The 18,666-nt window shown below is 40.1% G+C and carries 13 protein-coding genes; 4 read left to right on the top strand and 9 right to left on the bottom strand.

Going from position 1 to position 18,666, the window contains the following annotated elements; translation table 11 throughout:
* Positions 1-277 precede the first annotated feature (277 nt).
* The 3 genes from A3Q33_RS11620 to A3Q33_RS11610 all read right to left on the bottom strand — a co-directional run bounded on the left by A3Q33_RS11620 (position 278) and on the right by A3Q33_RS11610 (position 4,756).
* Positions 278-2,035: a cobaltochelatase CobT-related protein gene (locus tag A3Q33_RS11620; protein ID WP_081180083.1), complete on the bottom strand. Its 1,758-nt coding sequence runs from the start codon at positions 2,033-2,035 to the stop codon at positions 278-280.
* Entirely contained in the window at positions 2,022-3,020 is a 999-nt protein-coding gene (locus tag A3Q33_RS11615; RefSeq protein ID WP_081180082.1) for an AAA family ATPase, read from the bottom strand. The genes A3Q33_RS11620 and A3Q33_RS11615 overlap by 14 nt, the downstream gene beginning before the upstream one ends.
* A gap of 278 nt (positions 3,021-3,298) precedes the next feature.
* Complete coding sequence (locus tag A3Q33_RS11610) at positions 3,299-4,756, bottom strand: NAD-dependent succinate-semialdehyde dehydrogenase (RefSeq protein WP_196798110.1); 1,458 nt, start codon at positions 4,754-4,756, stop codon at positions 3,299-3,301.
* Between the two features lie 845 nt (positions 4,757-5,601).
* Here A3Q33_RS11610 and A3Q33_RS11605 point away from each other — a divergent pair.
* From A3Q33_RS11605 to A3Q33_RS11590, 4 genes are all read left to right on the top strand, one after another.
* Positions 5,602-6,603 carry a TRAP transporter substrate-binding protein gene (locus tag A3Q33_RS11605; protein ID WP_081180080.1) on the top strand — a complete coding sequence of 334 codons (1,002 nt, stop codon included), beginning with the start codon at positions 5,602-5,604 and terminating at the stop codon, positions 6,601-6,603.
* Between the two features lie 92 nt (positions 6,604-6,695).
* A complete protein-coding gene (locus A3Q33_RS11600; RefSeq protein ID WP_196797949.1) occupies positions 6,696-7,253 on the top strand; it encodes a TRAP transporter small permease in 558 nt (185 codons plus the stop codon).
* Between the two features lie 14 nt (positions 7,254-7,267).
* Positions 7,268-8,611, top strand: coding sequence for a TRAP transporter large permease (locus A3Q33_RS11595; RefSeq protein ID WP_081180079.1), 1,344 nt, complete (start codon positions 7,268-7,270; stop codon positions 8,609-8,611).
* A 342-nt stretch (positions 8,612-8,953) separates the two neighbouring features.
* A complete protein-coding gene (locus A3Q33_RS11590; protein ID WP_081180078.1) occupies positions 8,954-9,628 on the top strand; it encodes a hypothetical protein in 675 nt (224 codons plus the stop codon).
* Positions 9,629-9,838: 210 nt separating this feature from the next.
* Here the strand turns inward: A3Q33_RS11590 and A3Q33_RS11585 are convergent, their stop codons facing one another.
* The 6 genes from A3Q33_RS11585 to A3Q33_RS11560 all read right to left on the bottom strand — a co-directional run bounded on the left by A3Q33_RS11585 (position 9,839) and on the right by A3Q33_RS11560 (position 18,657).
* Positions 9,839-10,138, bottom strand: coding sequence for a DUF6506 family protein (locus A3Q33_RS11585; protein ID WP_081180077.1), 300 nt, complete (start codon positions 10,136-10,138; stop codon positions 9,839-9,841).
* A gap of 245 nt (positions 10,139-10,383) precedes the next feature.
* A complete protein-coding gene (gene pta / locus A3Q33_RS11580) occupies positions 10,384-11,394 on the bottom strand; it encodes a phosphate acetyltransferase (protein ID WP_081180076.1) in 1,011 nt (336 codons plus the stop codon).
* 300 nt (positions 11,395-11,694) lie between these two features.
* The gene (gene xsc / locus A3Q33_RS11575; protein ID WP_081180075.1) at positions 11,695-13,458 is read right to left on the bottom strand and encodes a sulfoacetaldehyde acetyltransferase; all 1,764 of its coding nucleotides are present in this window, start codon (positions 13,456-13,458) and stop codon (positions 11,695-11,697) included.
* A 64-nt stretch (positions 13,459-13,522) separates the two neighbouring features.
* Complete coding sequence (ald, locus tag A3Q33_RS11570) at positions 13,523-14,638, bottom strand: alanine dehydrogenase (protein ID WP_081180074.1); 1,116 nt, start codon at positions 14,636-14,638, stop codon at positions 13,523-13,525.
* 681 nt (positions 14,639-15,319) lie between these two features.
* Positions 15,320-16,795, bottom strand: coding sequence for a MocR-like pyridoxine biosynthesis transcription factor PdxR (gene pdxR, locus A3Q33_RS11565; protein WP_081180073.1), 1,476 nt, complete (start codon positions 16,793-16,795; stop codon positions 15,320-15,322).
* A 473-nt stretch (positions 16,796-17,268) separates the two neighbouring features.
* Positions 17,269-18,657 (bottom strand): aminotransferase family protein, encoded by a 1,389-nt coding sequence (locus tag A3Q33_RS11560; protein ID WP_081180072.1) that lies wholly within the window; start codon positions 18,655-18,657, stop codon positions 17,269-17,271.
* Between the last annotated feature and the right edge of the window lie 9 nt (positions 18,658-18,666).

Raw genomic sequence — 18,666 nt, 5'->3', positions numbered from 1 at the left:
AGGTTTACTTAGCTCAAAAATGCTTAAAGGCAGAACGATATCTCAGTTCTGTCAAGCGGATAAATAACGTCTAAGGAGCGCAATAAATATTACAATCCCTCGAAGTTAATAATTAAATTTAGTCCTTCACAATAATAATTTAATTATTAACTGAGCTCAGACAATATTGAATTTTGCTTGGCAAGCATAGTTGATTCGATAAAATAGCTATAGGGCCACATCGACATAATTTTAGGGCCAGCATCATTCAGCATACAAATGTAGTAAACGTTTATAACTAGCGGCGGCATAATAATTGTAAAATATCTTTAAATACTCCGTTTTCTAGTACTTCGGGTAAGTCTAATGCTAGGTTATTACTGTAATAATGGCTTAAATCAAGGCCAAAACCCAAGGCATATAGCTCTATATCTCCTCTGGCTTCTAACATGGCACTGACCTGCCTTAAATGATTATCAAGATACGCTTCTTCATTGTTCTGGCTGGTTGCTGTTTCCATTGGGCAACCGTCTGATAATACGATTAAAATTTTACGTTCTTCTGAGCGACCTTTCATGCGCTCTGCAGCCCACAACAATGCCTCACCATCAATGCCTTCTCGGAATAATTCTGGTTTCAACATGGCGGCGATATTATGTCGAGCACGCCTAATAGGTGTATCAGCATCTTTATAGATAATATGTTCGAGTTCGGTTAACCTGCCTGGATTAGCCGGACGACCACTACGCATCCATTGCTTGTAGGTCTTGCCATCTTGCCATCCTCTAGTAGTAAAACCTAATATTTCTGTGCTGGCACCTGCAAGCTCCAATGCTCTCGTCATAATTTCGACCAACATCTGTATTGAGCCAATATGTTCCTTCATTGAGCCTGAGTTATCGAGTAAGAAGGTCACCAAACAGTTACTCTGGGGCTGATAACGCTCTTGTCTAAATAACTGACGATAGTCTGGCGAAGTCACCAACCGACTAAGCCTGCGAGCATCAATGTAGCCTTCTTCCTCGCCAAAATTCCAGCCTTCTAGTCGAGGGACTGATAGTATTTTAGAAAACTCTCTCGATAAACGTGCAATATTCACGCCTTGTCCGGCAATACGCTTGTCTTGTTTTTCTCGCAGTTTTATCAGCTGTTGTGGCAAAATAAGTTTTTCAGCAGCAATAACCCGATCATTTGTTTTAGAATATATCTGATAGCTTTTAAGCTGCTCAACCAATTGCCGATATGCTTGCCCTCTACTTTGGCTTCCTGCTACCGCAAGGTCACCATCAGAACCTGATTCGGGGTAAAGAATTAAATTGAAACCAGCAACCGCTTCATCTGCTTTTGATTTAGTATTCTTATTTGCGTCACCTTCGTCCATTCCTGTAATAATTTCATCAATAACCCCAACAATACCTAAAGCATTGTCGGAAAATTTTTTTTGATCCTGGCAGTTTTTACGCATTCCAACTAAGAAAGTACCAATATGTGGTGCCAACATCATACGTTGAGGCTCAATTAATCCTTCAGTTGCTTCGCTTACGGGCAGTCTAAATAAGCGTGACCACACAATTTGAGCGATAGTATAAACGAGTAAGCCAACATGATTTTCAATCATCTCTGAGGCACAAAAACTTTCACACCATTTTTGATAGCGATGAATGAGATTAGCTTTAGCACCAGGATGATTATCCTCAACTAAAGACTCCACTCGTAATTGTTCCAGTAATTCGAAGATGACTTGTCCAACAGCACTTTCAGGTATCAGCTTTTGATGCAATTCAAAATCACAAAATTGCAAACGTAAGGCTATACCATCGGCAGCACCACGAAATGAGCGAAAGTCATCTTTGAGAAGATCTGGCTGTAAATGTGGAGCCCTGATCCCAGATGATTTCCCATTTATCTCTGGTCGTCTGCCACGAAAACGAAAAAGCTTCTCACCAGAAGCTGCTCTTATCGTTGCTCCGCAAAGTTCTTCAACCTGTTGCTGCAATTTATCCGTGCGAGGTTGGAGATTACTGCCCAAGCTGTTAATGATATTAGTGCTGGCCATCAGCCATTACCTGTGCGGCCTGAGTAGCCCAAGACTCTGTCAGTTCTTGGTCGAAACAGCGTTGAAAAAATTCTGCAATGATAGGACGCTCAGCTTCGTCACACTTATTCAGAAATGATAATCGGAAGCCAACAGCAACATCTTTAAAAATCTCAATATTTTCTGCCCAAGAGATCACAGTCCTTGGTGACATTAAAGTAGAAATATCGCCCGCGGCAAAGCTTTTACGCGTCATGTCGGCAACAGCGATCATAGACTTTATTTGTTGCTCGTCTGCTTCGCTACTCAGGCTAGGTACACGTGCTAATATGATTTTTATTTCATCTTCAGTCGGCAAATAATTAAGCGTCGTTACTATATTCCAGCGATCCATCTGCGCTTGATTAACCATTTGAGTGCCATGGTATAGGCCATTACTATTGCCTAATCCTATAGTATTGGCCGTCGCAAATAGTCTAAAACTTGGATGCGGTTGAATCACTTCATTTTGATCGAGTAAAGTAAATTTACCATCTCGCTCTAAAATACGCTGAATAACAAACATTACATCTGGGCGGCCAGCGTCGAATTCATCAAAAATAAGTGCAGTAGGTCGACGTAATGCCCAAGGTACTATCCCTTCTTGAAACTCAGTTACCTGCATACCATCACGCAAGGTTATTGTATCTTTTCCCACTAAATCAAGACGACTAATATGTCCATCAAGGTTAACGCGAACACAAGGCCAATTCAGGCGTGCTGCAACTTGTTCAATATGTGTTGATTTACCTGTGCCATGAAGCCCTTGAACCATGACCCGACGATCACGACTGAACCCAGCCAAAATAGCGAGGGTGACTTCTGGATTGAATTGATAAGCACTATCAACCTCAGGCACATGGGGATCTCTTGCGCTAAAGGCTGGTACTTTCAGGTTAGTATCAATGCCAAAAACATCGCGCACAGAAATCATTATATCGGGTTGTTCAAGTTTTATATCTAACATGCGTTATTCCATACAAAAAGGGTCATAAAGGTTATGCCTGTAGAACAAGGTGTTATTCTAAGTCTATAAAAAGCATCTTGGTAATGGCGGAGCCAGATATCCCCTTTCGATACGGCCAGTTCAAAATACCCCCGCTTCCCTTTAATATTGATTCGTGCAAGTTTTACTCAGCATATCAACCTCGAAAGTGAGCGGCTTATTTTTACTGATTAAAACACCCCACTTTTGCCTATAAAATAGACCATCTAAATAATTAAGCTGGTCTTATATCTCATCAATTAGCGCTGAAGACCGCCGATGCAGATATACTTTATTTCCAAATAATCGTCTAGTCCATATTTGGAACCTTCGCGCCCCTGACCTGACTCTTTAACACCGCCAAATGGGATAACTTCAGAACTTATCGCGGTCTCATTAACCCCAACCATGCCATATTCAAGCGCTTCTGATACTCGCCAACATCGTCCCATATGTTCAGTATAAAGGTACGCGGCTAGGCCAAACTCGGTGTCATTGGCCATAGCAATAGCTTCTTCTTCCGTAGAAAACTTAAAAATAGGCGCTACCGGGCCAAAAATTTCTTCTCGGAAAACTCGCATTTGATCATTTACATTGGTTAATACTGTAGGTTGATAAAAGCACTCACCTAGTTCACTGAAATTACCACCCGTTTCAACAACAGCACCTTCAGCTATAGCACTTTGTACTTTTGAATGAATTTCGATCGTTGCTTTTGCTGTGATCACTGGGCCGTGGCTAGTCTTATCGTCCAGACCATTGCCAATAGTAAATTTATTGACTGCTGCAACAAATTTTTTCACGAAGGCATCATAAATGCCTGCTTGAACGATAATCCTATTCGCACAAATACAAGTTTGGCCTGAGTTACGATATTTTGATATTAGTGCTCCAGAAACAGCTAAATCAAGATCTGCATCATCAAAAATAATGATCGGTGCGTTACCTCCAAGCTCCATCGAGGTCCGCTTTACCGTGTCTGCACATTGTTTCATCAAAAGCTTACCTACTTGTGTAGAGCCAGTGAAGGTGACTTTTTTAACGATTGTATTTGAGGTCATTTCATTACCAACCGTTGCTGCATCACTTGTTGGTAAAACACTAAATAGTCCTGGTGGTATTCCTGCACGGTTGGCCAATTCGACTAGCGCTAATGCTGAGAGCGGTGTTTCTGCTGCAGGTTTTAGTACCATGGCACAACCAACAGCAAGCGCAGGCGCTACTTTGCGCGCGATCATCGCATTAGGAAAATTCCATGGCGTAATTGCGGCAACAACCCCGATAGGTTGCTTAATAGCGATACTACGTCGATCACTTGTGGCTGGCATAGTATCGCCATAAACACGCTTACCTTCCTCAGCGAACCACTTAATAAAAGAAGCGCCATAAGCAACTTCACCACGAGACTCAAACAAAGGCTTACCTTGTTCTGCCGTCATTAATAACGCTAAATCTTCGACATTTTCGAGCATTAACGTATGCCAGCGCTCTAAAATATCACAACGCGCTTTAGCTGGGAGTTCACGCCAACTGGCCATTGCCGTATGCGCACTTTTAATTGCGCGCCGGGTTTCATTTAATCCTACATTGGCGACTTCCGCTAAAAGCTCTCCTGTCGCAGGGTTGTAAACTGGAAATGTTTCATTGTTATCACTATTAGCCCACTCACCGCTTATAAAAGCCTGAGTCTTAAACAAACTATTATCTTTAAGTTGTATTGTCATATATTGCTCTATTTTAGTTAAGGAGGTTAGCCGTTGAGTGAAACTGCAATATATTGTCTATTAGCAGAAAAACTATGATTTGGGAGGTGTTGTATGACTTTTTTGAGATCTCGACACCTTCACATTTAATAGCATGTTAAATAGTTTATAAATGAATGATAGCGCCACATTAAAGAGACTGATTGGTGCAGGAGATTATGCTTATTCTGTTAATTTACTGGTCTACTTTATCGGGTGAAAAAGCGGCCTAATATAAGACTCGCATTTTAGTAATACGCTATTCTCGTCCATGCATTTCCTACTTCGTCTAATAAGATTTCCATGTAGCGATTAAGATATAAAGCCTAGTTTAAACCTTCCGCAAACCTTCCTCGTTAACGCAATATAATTAAACTTATGAGTTGCAAAGGATTATTCATATCAATAAAGCGATTCATTGTTTGTAATTAAAGCTACTGACTGCTTTAATGGTGCCGAAAAATTTAGGCTGCGATTAACCGATTTTCCAACCAATAGCGTTTCAACGATAAGCTTAATTTACTATTTTAAATAAAAATAACCACCTATCAAAAAGATGATACCGCCCTACAGATATCTCAAAATATAGATTTCAGCTTGGTACTAAAAACATTAATAGGCTGGCCCTAATAAATATGATCTTCGAAGTTAACTATATGGGGGTATTGCCAAGTTAACAAAAAATGAAATTTTTATAAGCGATTTCAAACCTGACGATAAGAAGGACATCGGTCTTATTTGTAATTCAATCATATGTTGATACTAAATAGACTCAAACGCCCCCATTGAGTGGGAGCAAAACAAAAATTCTGGAGAAATTGATGAGTACAAGAAATAAAATAGTAAAAGCACTTATCCTGGCGTCGAGCCTGATCTTAACAGCAAATACAGTAAGTGCAGCCAAGTTTAATATTGCAGTAGGCGATGGAGCTGGCGGAACACAAGAAGCCCTAGGCAAAAAATTTATAGAAGAATTCACTGCCAATACTAAACACAAAGCAAAACTCTTTCTCAATGGCCAGTTAGGTAGTGAACAAGATACCGTCAACGATGCCGCAATGGGTACACTAGATTTTTCAATTTTAGCTATCAATAATGTAACGCCTTTTTCCCCATCAGTTGGTGTCTTAACCCTGCCCTATATGATTCAGAGTTTAGACGACGCTATTACGCTGACCCAAGGAAAATTAGGCCAAGAGTTAATCGAAAATACTAAGCGTGATGCTGGGGTTAGAATTATTGGTTGGGCTTATTCTGGTTTTCGTGTTTTGAGCAACTCTAAACGACCTATCCGGACACTTGACGACTTGGATGGATTAGTCATTCGTGTACCAAAAAATGAAATAATGATCGAAACCTATAACTCATGGGGAGTTAACCCTACTCCTATGGCATGGTCTGAAACATTCACTGGTTTACAACAAGGTGTTATCGATGGTCAGGACAATCCATATATTACTATTTACGCAATGAAGTTCGATGAAGTACAAAAGTATATTACTAATGTACGTTACTTATTTTCAATTGAACCACTCATTGTTAGTGAATCTGTATTCCAAGATCAAAACAAAGCAACTCAAGCCGCTATTTTGGCCGCAGGTAAAGCGGCAACAGAATTCAGCGCGAAAAGCCTTGTGGCAAGTGAAATTAAAATCAAAGCCGAGTTAACCAAACGCGGCATGATAATTACTGACCCTGCAAACGGCGAGAAAGAATGGATCGACAAAGCAACTAATGCTGTATGGCCTAAGTTCTATAAAAGTGTTGGTGGTAAAGACAAAGTTAACGAAGCATTGGTGATATTAGGGCGTGATAAAGTTTAAGTAACAAACTTAAACACATATTTATCACTTTAAAACAGTATGCACCTGGTGAGAAACCAACAGGTGCATATATTACCTAAGAGGGAGCAGTCATGATTCGTATGATCTTTAAGTTTCTCGATAATATTGAAAGTTACATATGTCGAACATTGTTGGCTGTATTTGTCACCATTCTATTCGCACAAATAATTTCAAGACAATTATTTGGCTACTCATTCTCATGGAGTGAAGAGCTATCGGTATATTTGTTTGTTTGGTTTGTGTTCTTTGGTGCCAGTTATGCCGCTAAGTTAGCTGCGCACAACCGAGTAACCTTTCAGTACAAATTAATGCCAGCAAAACTGGCCGCCACATTAGAAGTACTATCAGATATTATTTGGATCGCGTTTAACTGTTATTTCGTTTATCTATCTTACGATTTTGTTTTTAACAAAATGAACCTATTTTGGAAATCGCAAACGCTGGGTATCCCCATGAAATACATTTATATGGTTTTACCGATTGCATTTTCTTTAATGACTTTCCGAGTGATTCAAGTGAATTACTACAAATTTGTCAAGGGCATAGATGTTCGTAACCCTGAATCTCAAGAACTCGATGAGTTGACTGAACTCGATATCGATACAAAAGACGATAAAGTCAACAAATAACCCAGGAGCAATTCATGGCAGAGTCAAGCATTATATTAATACTATTTGGGACGTTTTTGGCCCTGCTGGTGATGGGGGCTCCCGTAACAGTATCACTCGGCGTCGCTGCACTTTCGACGTTTCTTTACCTCGATGAAAACCCGATTAAATTAGTACAAATTGCATTTACATCCGTTGGTTCTTTTCCCTTAATGGCATTACCTGCTTTTATTTTAGCGGGGGCTTTGATGGAAGCGGCGGGAATATCGAAACGCTTAGTAACGATAGCAGAAAGTTTTGCAGGTCCCGTAACCGGTGGTATATCGGCAGCTACTGTACTTGCCTGTATGTTTTTTGGCGCTATTTCAGGCTCGGGCCCTGCTACAACAGCAGCGGTAGGCATGTTGATGATACCTGCCATGGTCAAGCGTGGCTACGATAAAGGCTATGCATCAGCTATAACGGCCTCTTCAGGTGGACTAGGTATTGTTATTCCCCCTTCTATTCCTATGGTTATTTTTGGCATTTCAGCCATTGGTTTGACCGTACCAGAATCTGCTATTGCTGAGCATGGTGCATTCCAGTCAGTATCTATTACTAAAATGTTTGTTGCTGGCTTCTTGCCTGGCTTAGTCATTTCAATTAGTTTGTTAACACTTAACTACTTTCGTTGTCGTAAATTAGGTTATAAAGGTACTGATGAAGGTTGGGATTTCAAACATATACGTTCTTCCTTAAGAATGGGCATTTGGTCTGTGCTCGCACCATTAGTCATTTTAGGTGGTATTTATTCAGGGTTCTTTACGCCAACAGAATCGGCAATAGTAGCTATTTTTTATACTCTGTTTATCGGCGTATTTGTCCACAGAGAGCTCACTTGGAAAGATTTATTTAAATCATTAGAAACCACAACATGGCTTTCTGGTCGAGTATTATTGATTCTGTTTACTGCGACTGTATTTGGTCGGTTACTCGTTGAAAATAACATACCAGGCATTGTTGCTGAGTCTATGCTCAGTGTGACTGATAATATTTACCTAATTTGGCTCCTTATTATTGTATTCTTGCTATTTGTTGGCATGTTTATGGAAACGTTAGCTGCGATTATGATACTGACGCCAGTGCTTTTGCCTGTCACTTATAGTCTAGGTATCGATCCCGTTCATTTTGGTATAGTGATGGTGTGTAGTCTTTCAATAGGTTTCTCCACACCTCCGCTAGGAGAAAACTTATTTGTTGCCTCCGGGATTTCAAATATATCGCTTGAAGAAGTCACCGTTAAGGCATTGCCTTTTGCTTTTGTCTCAACTTTTTCCGTGTTTGTTATCGCCTTTGTACCTGAAATTTCGCTGTACTTACCGCGTTTATTTGGCTACTAGTTTTAACAGTAATTAATTAATTATTTCAAGCTATTATGGCTAGCATCCAAATCATTGGATGCTAGCCAAACTATAGCTAAACACCAAAACATGCCCTCTTAAAGTAATCATTTTTCTGCGCTAAAACTATTTCCTAGACGGCTTAATAAAGCTTTAGGCTGTGGTCGTTTATCAAAAGAAGTTCATTTAATAGTTCAGCTTTATATAGTTCAGTTTTATATAGTGCAGCTTTATTAGGAAGAAATGCTTAACAAGTAACGCATAGTAGATGTCGATATTGTTTAAATAACCCCACGAACAAGTCGAACAAATATTAATTAACTCAACATTATGAGTAGCAATATGACGCTCCCTAATATATTAAGTCGTTGGTCAACTCCCTCTCCACTTGTTGGTAGTGGATTTGACAGTCGCAGCAGTGAAAATGGCCTACTTGTGATTATGTACGGCAGCCTTGAACATGCCTCTCAATTTGGCTGGTTAAACGCGGGACGTACGCTGGTCGATAAAACTTATATCCAGTTGCTTTGGCAAGCCAAGCAACTGCCCACTTTAGGGTTAACACATCATGATATAGCGACGCAGCTTGAGCTATTTATTAGAGCAGAGCTACAACCTAAATGGGAGGAATTAAAACACCTAGCACCAGATGAAGCAGACCAACAGGCAAAAAATTTAGTCAGGTTGGCAGCACATGCTATTTTTGGTAGTGCAGTACAAGAGGCTGCGGCAAGTTGGTTGCTTTATTATTTATGCCCCCAGCTTCCTATATTTCCAATTACCGATGACTGTCGAAAAGCACTACCCTTTAAGCCGTTATCTGATGAAATAAATACTTATGACGATTACCATAAAGCGAGTAAGGGGATTTATAATAAGTTACGACGTCATTGTGCATACCCTATAGCTTGCTATGGTAACAATAAAGAACGGGCATTAATTGAACAACTACTCCAGCAGAGTGATTGGTGGTCACGTCAATGTTTCCACCATTATTTACTGACTTTGAATAAATAAGAAATGCAGTCGAAAATTAAGGCCTGACATTAGCGCCAAGCATAAAGGATTGGTTCGTGTATCGATATGTTGAAGGCTTGTATGCTAAAGCCCAGTAAAATGGTCGGTAATGAATTTGCTGATGCAATACGCACAGGTCAAACATTGAATGCCTAGAGGGGCATTTTAGGGTTAAAACCATCCCATATTTTATCAACTGAACAAGCGTATTTAACCTAAGTCATGCACAAGACGCGCCTGTTCCTCGGCAGTATATTGAACGTATCCTACTGGAATATGATCATTAATAGCTTCACGAATACGTTGAGCATCTTCCGCTGAAAAAGCGCCACACAGTTCGATTAACTGTATACCCTTAGTCAACATTTCCTGGGCGACCAATTGCGCCTGTTCAACACTGTTAACGCCAGAAATAGACATGTCAAAATTTTCACTTGCCAGACGAGAGTGATGCTTAAACATTTCTAAATCTGCACTTTTTACAATAAAACCATATCTCTGCAACGCCATAATTAGCTCCTAATGTTGAGTCGTTAATATTTAAATTAATAATACTTTTAATTACTTACATTAAAAACCGATTGCCATCGCTTCATTAGAGCCAAAATACTTATCGGTGTAGAACCAATGTAGCTAAAATGTCCTATTTTTACTATTTAGAGCCGTATATTGCTGGATGAAAGCTGCAATACCAGCTTAAAATTGATCTACCATAAAGGATAAGAGCAAGAGCACTATACACGCTGTAAATAAAGTTAATTTTCCAGTAAACGTGTTTGTGACTGAACAACAGTAATGGCAATTACATTAACAATATCGGTAATACTGCAACCGCGAGAAAGATCATTCGCTGGCTTTCTCAGTCCTTGTAATATAGGTCCTATGGCATCAGCCTTACCGATACGTTCTGCCAATTTATAACCAATATTGCCGGCATCTAAATTAGGAAAAACTAATACGTTAGCACGACCATGGGTAGCAGAATTTTCGACCTTTTTCTCTGCAATAGTATTTACAATAGCGGCATCAAGCTGAATATCGCCATCAATCGCTAATTCAGGCATGAGGGCTTTTACGATTTTAGTTGCAGATACTACTTTATCAACCGAAGCATGTTTAGCACTACCACTGGTCGAAAATGACAACATGGCAACACGAGGTTCTTCGTTTAAGAGTGTTTTAGCACTACGAGCTGCCGACAGCGCTATTTGAGCCAACTGTTCGCTGTCTGGATCGATAACGAGACCACAGTCAGAAAAAATAACACCGCCTTTTAAATCATGAAAAGGTTGGCATAACATCATTAAAAAAAAGCTCGATACCATGCTGGCCGATTTATCCATCCCAATGATCTGAATAGCACTGCGCACCACATCACTTGTGGTATATACTGCGCCGTTTACTGAACCGTCTGCATCGCCAAGGTGCACCATCATTTGCGCGTAATAGAGTGGGTTTTGTATCAGTTCAGCCGCCGCGTTTTCTGTCATCCCCTTCTTTTTACGAAGTTCATACAGCTTTGCTGCATAATCGCTCGCTTTTGAAGAATGACTCGGGTCAATCACAGTAATAGATTCTAATGATACGTTTAACGCAGTAGCTTTAGTTTTAATGTTTGCAACATTGCCAAGTAAAATGATCTTAGCTATTTTTAAGCTCGTTGCATTATAAGCAGCCTCTATAATACGAGGGTCTTCACCTTCTGCCAGTACAATCAATTTAGGTGCTTCACTTGCTCGTTTAAATATGTTGTTGAGTGCTTTCATGAATTATTAACCTAATATATAGATAACAAAAATCGCTTTGAATAAAATGCTGTCAGTTAGCAAGCTATTCAAAACGTTCTTAGTGCAAATGAAGTCATTACATTCAAAAACCGACTTAATTCCCAATATCACCCTGCCTGCATGGATGCAGGTCCTTATGTTTGGTCTGGAACCATAAACATTTGTTCTGGTATATTTTTTATAATTGAGCATTTGCCTCATTCAATTGGCATTAATTAAGAGCTGAAATAAAATCCGAAGGCTCGCAGCCTTCGGATTAATCAGTCAGAGTAGAGTGACTTAAACGAAATCTTTATATTTTTCAAGATGACGAATAGGTTTTGCAAGGGCATCACGACGGAACGGGTCACCCAATTCACGCGTACACATGATCTCGATAACCGTTGTTTTACGTTCTACCATTTGTTGATGCAGAGCTTCTTTAAGTGCAGGACCGATATCTTCTAACTTATCAACAGTAACACCTAGTGCGCCCATTGAACGTGCGATACCTGCAAAGCTTTGATTTTCAAGTTCGCCAGCAACAAAACGACGATTATAGAAGTCAACTTGGTTTTTCTTCTCTGCACCCCATTGACGGTTATGAAAGACAATTGAAGTCACTGGAATGTCTTCACGAACACAAGTCATAATCTCCATCATTGACATGCCCCATGCGCCATCACCCGCGTATGAAATACCTGGGCGATCAGGTGCGGCAACTTTTGCACCAATCATAGTTGGAAGCGCATAACCACAGTTACCGAATGACATAGCCGCGAAGAATGAACGTGGACGTTCAAAACGTAAATAGCTGTTAGACACAGAGTTAATATTACCGATATCGGTAGACACCATGACATCAGCAGGCATTGCTTTTTCAAGTTCACGCAATACTTGACGAGGGTGTAACCAATTCTCTTCTTCAGCATTTTGCTCGTTGATCATTTCTAGAGAGTATTCATCTTTTTCATGGATCCACTCATCTAACTCTTGTTCCCATGCTGCTTTTTCAGCGGCAATAACTTCAGCACGCTCGGCCATGTTATCAATACATTTAGGCTTTAAGTCAGCCAGTAATTTCATTAATGCTTGCGCAGCTGCTTTTGCATCACCACAAATTGCGACATCAATTTTCTTAACCAAACCAAGCATTTTTGGATCACAATCAACTTGAATGATTTTGGCATTTTTTGGCCAGTAATCGATACCGTGCTGTGGCAAAGTACCAAATGGCCCTAAACGTGTACCAAGTGCTAATACAACATCAGCTTTAGCAATAGTATTCATACCGGCTTTAGAGCCTTGATAACCTAAAGGGCCACACCACATTGGGTGAGATGCAGGAAATGAATCATTGTGTAGATAGCTGTTCACTACTGGCATACCAAGCATGTCAGATATAGCGATGGCTTCTTCATATGCATCGCCTTGAACAACACCACCACCAGAAACCATGACTGGGAATTCAGCATTTGCTAATAACTCAGCAGCTTGTTGGAGTGAAACAGCACCACCAGCAGAACGTTCAATGCGAATTGGCGTTGGAATTTCACATTCGATATCACCGTAGAATTGGTCACGAGGGATGTTTAATTGCGTAGGGCCATTTTCTAGCATTGCACGGTCGAAACAACGAGCAGTGAGCTCAGCCATACGAGTATTATTAACAACACTTACTTGGTATTTAGTGATTGTTTCAAAGAAAGGTAACTGTTCAGCTTCTTGGAAACCACCAAGACCTTGTGAGTTAGTACCTGTTTCAGGCGTAATACAAACTACAGGTGAGTGAGCCCAATAGGCTGCAGCAATAGCTGTAACAAAGTTTGTGATACCTGGTCCATTTTGTGCAATACAAACACCGTGACGACCAGACACACGAGAGTAACCATCAGCCATGTGGCCAGCACCCTGTTCATGTACTACAGGGATTAAGCGGATACCTGCGGGGGTAAAAATATCCATTGCATCCATAAATGCACTACCCATGATACCAAAACTATCAGTTACACCATTCGCAACTAACGTTTCTACCATTGCTTCACTTGGAGTCATACGAGCCATAATTTTATTCCTTAATATTTATAAAGAGTGATAACCTTTGTTACCACTCGTAACAATTGATCGACTATGCGTTACCTGGACGGTAAGGGCTGTATTCACGGCCTAATGCAACCGCAACTTCTTCACTAGTAATTTTACCTGCATGAACATTTAAACCCTTGGCCAAATGTTCATCACGTTGGATAGCATCTTCCCAGCCTAAATCGGCTAATGAAACGATGTAAGGTAAGGTCGCATTGTTAAGTGCTAATGTTGATGTACGCGCAACAGCACCTGGCATATTTGCCACACAGTAATGCACAACTTCATCAACAATAAATGTTGGGTCTTGATGGGTAGTGGCATGAGAGGTTTCAAAACAACCACCTTGGTCAATGGCAACATCGACAACAGCTGAACCAGCTTTCATGCGTCTAACCATATCAGCAGTTACAAGTTTCGGTGCAGCAGCACCTGGAATTAATACACCACCGATAACCAAATCAGCAGAGACAACATGTTCTTCTAAAGCAGCCTTACTTGAATATACGGTTTGAATAGCAGTACCAAATTCTGTCACTAGACGACGTAATACATCTACACTACGATCTAAGACTACAACGTGAGCGCCCATACCTATTGCCATGCGTGCAGCATTACTACCCACAACGCCACCACCAATGATAGTCACTTTAGCGGGTTCAACACCCGGCACACCACCGAGTAACATGCCACAACCGGATTTAGATTTTTCCAGACAAGCGGCACCTGCCTGAATTGACATGCGGCCAGCGACTTCAGACATAGGAGCAAGAAGCGGCAACCCGCCACGTGCCGAAGTTACGGTTTCATAAGCGATACAAGTAGCACCACTTGCGAGTAAGTCATCCGTTTGCTCTGGATCAGGGGCAAGGTGAAGATAGGTAAATAACACTTGGCCTGGACGTAACATTTTACGTTCAATAGCTTGAGGCTCTTTTACTTTAACTATCATGTCAGCTGCAGCAAAAATTTCTGCTGCAGTGCTAGCAATAGTTGCACCCGCAGCTAGATAATCTTCATCGTTAAAACCAATACCTGTACCGCCGTTAGCCTCAACAACTACTTTATGACCTCGACTGGTAAGTTCTAGTACACTCGCTGGTACCATACCAATGCGATACTCGTGATTTTTAATCTCTTTTGGTACACCGATTAACATATTAGCGCTCCTATCTTCTGGTTATATCATTGATAAATTGATAAATTGATAAATTGATATTTCTTCCTGTCACCTGAACCCGCTTTTGAAGCTAAGTTGCAAGAACCGAAAACGTGATAACAAGATAGGATGATGGCCTTAATCGCAATAGAACCAGATCAAAGTCACTAATGAAGCCAGCACTTAAAAAGCAATAAAAATTAAAAATAGACTTTAAATACAGAAACTTAAAATAAGACGGGAAATTTAAAAACAGCTATATATAAATGTTAGGTATGATTTATTTTGCATATGAATTGATCTAAACAAAAAAATTTTAGCGATGTGTATAGCCGAAGCGTTGGATCAGTTCCATACCTTGCTAGCTAAGTCATGCAAAATGAATAATGAGGTGATTATTTTTCAAGCGGTAAGTGCCAGCAACCGCACTAAATAATTTAATATTTAAGCTTAAACTTAAACTGAGCTACAGATATGACGAAAACCCATAAAGTCAATTTACGGCCCACAAATTCATTTAAAAAATTGAACATGCCTAAAAGCGAAATACGAGTGACTTAATATAAATTGCAAAAATCTCGACCTATTGTAGCAGTTCAATAGGTCGATTATTGACGCTAATATGGTAATAGAAACTTTAATATATTTCAGATTAAACGACGACTAGCATTGATTTAGCCATTAAACCATTGAGTTAATAAGCCCGGCTAATTTCTTGATTCCCTCGTCAATTTGTGCCGTTGATATTGAAGAGAATCCAAGGCGAAAATAATTTTTTGGCGGTGAATCTTCAATAAAGTGAATGGTTCCAGACTCAATTAAGATACTTTCTTCCATCGCTCTTTTTTGTAGCTCGTCGGCATCTAAGTTTTCAGGCCCTTTGATCCAGTAACTAGAGCCACCAAACGTTGGTTGAATATGAGATTCTGGCAAATACTTGCGTAAAGCTTCATCCATAGCTCTCCAGCGCGCTTTATAATTGCGGTTAATATTCATGGTCAACGCATTATGGTATCCGCGCTCAATAAACAAGGCTACTGAGCGTTGATTGTTAGCGGCTGGGTGTCTAACGATCAATCGTCGTAGCGCTCGCACTTCCTGAATTAATTTAGCAGGGCCGACTAAATAGCCCAAACGCAAACCCGGTGCAAGTGTTTTGGATAAGCTGCCAATATATAAGACTCTGTCATGGTTATCTAAACTTTTGAGCGCAGGGATCGGGTTAGACTCAAAATTAGTTTCACTTTCATAATCATCTTCAATGATAATAAAATTATCTTTACTTGCTTGTTCAAGTAATTGATAACGCCGCTCTATCGGCATGGTTGCCGTTGTTGGGCACTGATGACTTGGTGTGGTGTATACTAGGTCACAGCCTTTAAGATGCTCACCAACAAACATACCTTTTTCATCCACTGGAATAGGACGTACATTCGACGGGTTAAGTTTTGCTATGTTACATATATCTACATAGCCAGGAGTTTCAAGCCCAATGGTACTGTCCTTATCTAACAGCAATTGCGCCAGCATGTATAATGCTTGTTGCGCACCAACAGTAACCAGTATTTCATCTTCTGACGCCCAAACTCCACGTCTGGGTAGTAAGCGCGTTCTAATTTGCTCAATCAATAACGGATCATCATTGTCCATACGATCACCAGCCCATTCATTAATCGACGGACCGCTTACCGCATCTCGACAACATTCTCGCCAGTTAACCGTTGGAAACAACGAGGCATCAAACTGACCATAATTAAATGGGTAAGCATATTTTTGCCAATCATGTGGCTTAACAATATTGATCTGATCACTCGGATTAAGTTTAAAATGTTGTTCCCAATTAGGGGGATTATAACCTTCGTAATGAGTAGATTTTTGTTTTAGCGAGTCGAGTTTAACCTGCCCTGTTAGAATATCAGGATTGACATAGTAGCCGCTTCTTTCGCGCGCAATTAGATAGCCATCATCGAGCAAGTGCTCATAAGCCAAAACTACGGTATTTCGAGCCACTTTAAGTTGCTGTGATAATTTACGGCTTGAAGGTAAAGATTGATCTTGGGGAACATTCCCATTCAGTATTGCCGCTGCAATCTGTTCCCTTAACTGCTGTTGCAAACTTCCGCCTTGGCCGGGAGTCAAATGAAATAACTGAAACATAGTTTACCTTTATATTTTTAATTATAAATGTTATCAATCAATATGAGTAGCTGATCGATTGAAGCGGTTAACAAGACGATTATAATCACGTAAATTTTAAATATTGATAAACCCTTATTAAAATTTATATGCCTCTATCTCTTGTAATTGAACATCCTATGAAATTTTAATGACGTATTCATACTATTATGGCAAGCAAGACAGGTCATTTAACCCAAAGATTAATGACAACGGTTTTTTCAAAAAAATAGCAATGCTTGTAATGAGTGCAGCAATGTATCAAACAATTTAGACGGAGAATAGTTAATATATCAGTGGGGTACGCATCATTTGCTTTAAATGTCACAAATGAGCCAGAATGAAATAAGCGGGAAAGGGAGTTTCTGATAAATATTTTACAATATATTAAAAATAAAAATACGCCTGTCACATAGATAAAATAATATGTCAGGCGCATCACTTAATATTACAAATTAAACATTAGGTGCGAGTTCCGATAAAGCATTATCGATAGCTTTGATAATAATATCGATATCTTCGCGGGTAGCAATAAGTGCAGGGCTTAAACAAATCGTATTGTTATACTCTTTAAACGAGCGGTTTGTACGACCAATAATTACACCGTTTTTCATACAGTGAGCACCCAGAGCAATAGGTAAACTTTCATCTACTGGCTCTTTAGTTTTTCGGTCTTTAACTAATTCAAAGCCGGCAAAAAGTCCTTTTCCGCGGACATCGCCAATAACATCGTATTTATCCATCAATTGATTTAAGCAGCCACGCAAATACTCACCTTGAACAACAACATTTTTCAGTAGATTTTCATCTTCAATAATTTGCATATTAACTAAAGCCGCTGCAGGCCCTGCGGTACAACCGCCAAAAGTAGAAATATCTCGGAAATATCCCATACGAGCATCATCGTCTTCTTTAAATGCTTCAAATACTTCTTCTGTTGTTACCGTACAAGAAATAGCGGCATAACCTGATGCAACACCTTTAGCCATTGTCACCATATCAGGCTTAATGCCGTAATGCTGGTATCCAAACCATTCGCCGGTTCGGCCAAGACCACATACAACTTCATCAATATGTAATAAAATATCGTATTTTTTACATATTTCCTGAACACGTTCCCAATAACCTTCAGGCGGCTCAATAACGCCTCCGCCAGCGGTAATTGGCTCAAGACATAAGGCGCCGACAGTTTCAGGCCCTTCTTCTAAAATTACCCGTTCAATTTCATTCGCCGCACGTATACCATAATCTGCGACTTCTCCCCACTGCGAGCGATACTCACAGCAATGCGGCACTTCAACAAAGCCAGGTGTAAAAGGCCCGTATTGATTTTTACGCTCGAACTGCCCGGTAGCACTCAAGGTAGTAATCGTTGTTCCGTGGTAATCTCGCTCTCTAAACAAAATTTTATTTTTCACACCACCATATTTTTTTTCAGCAATTTGACGCACTATTTTAAAGGCTTTCTCATTTGCCTCAGAACCTGAATTTGAATAATAAACACGGCTCAAACCTGGCATTTTACTAATCAATCTTTCTGCAAATTGTGCCGCTGGTACGTTACCCGCTGTTTGTGCAAAGTAGTTCAATGTAACAAGTTGATCTCTCACAGCATCTGCTATTTCAGTACGGCCATAGCCAACATTTACAGTCCAAACAGCGCCAGAAACTGCATCAAGATATTCGTTACCTTTAGCATCCCAAACCCGCATACCTTTGCCTTTAACTATGACCATAGGGTCATTTTCTTCAAATGGCTTATGTTGGGTGAGATGATGCCAAATATGTTTACGATCTTTGTTGATCACATCTCGTGCATCAAATTCATTGCTGTTATACGTCATAATTATCCC

The sequence above is a fragment of the Colwellia sp. PAMC 21821 genome, from assembly GCF_002077175.1.
Classification (GTDB): domain Bacteria; phylum Pseudomonadota; class Gammaproteobacteria; order Enterobacterales; family Alteromonadaceae; genus Cognaticolwellia.
The sequence above is the reverse complement of the archived record's forward strand: the minus strand, read 5'-3'. Positions and strand labels throughout refer to the sequence as shown.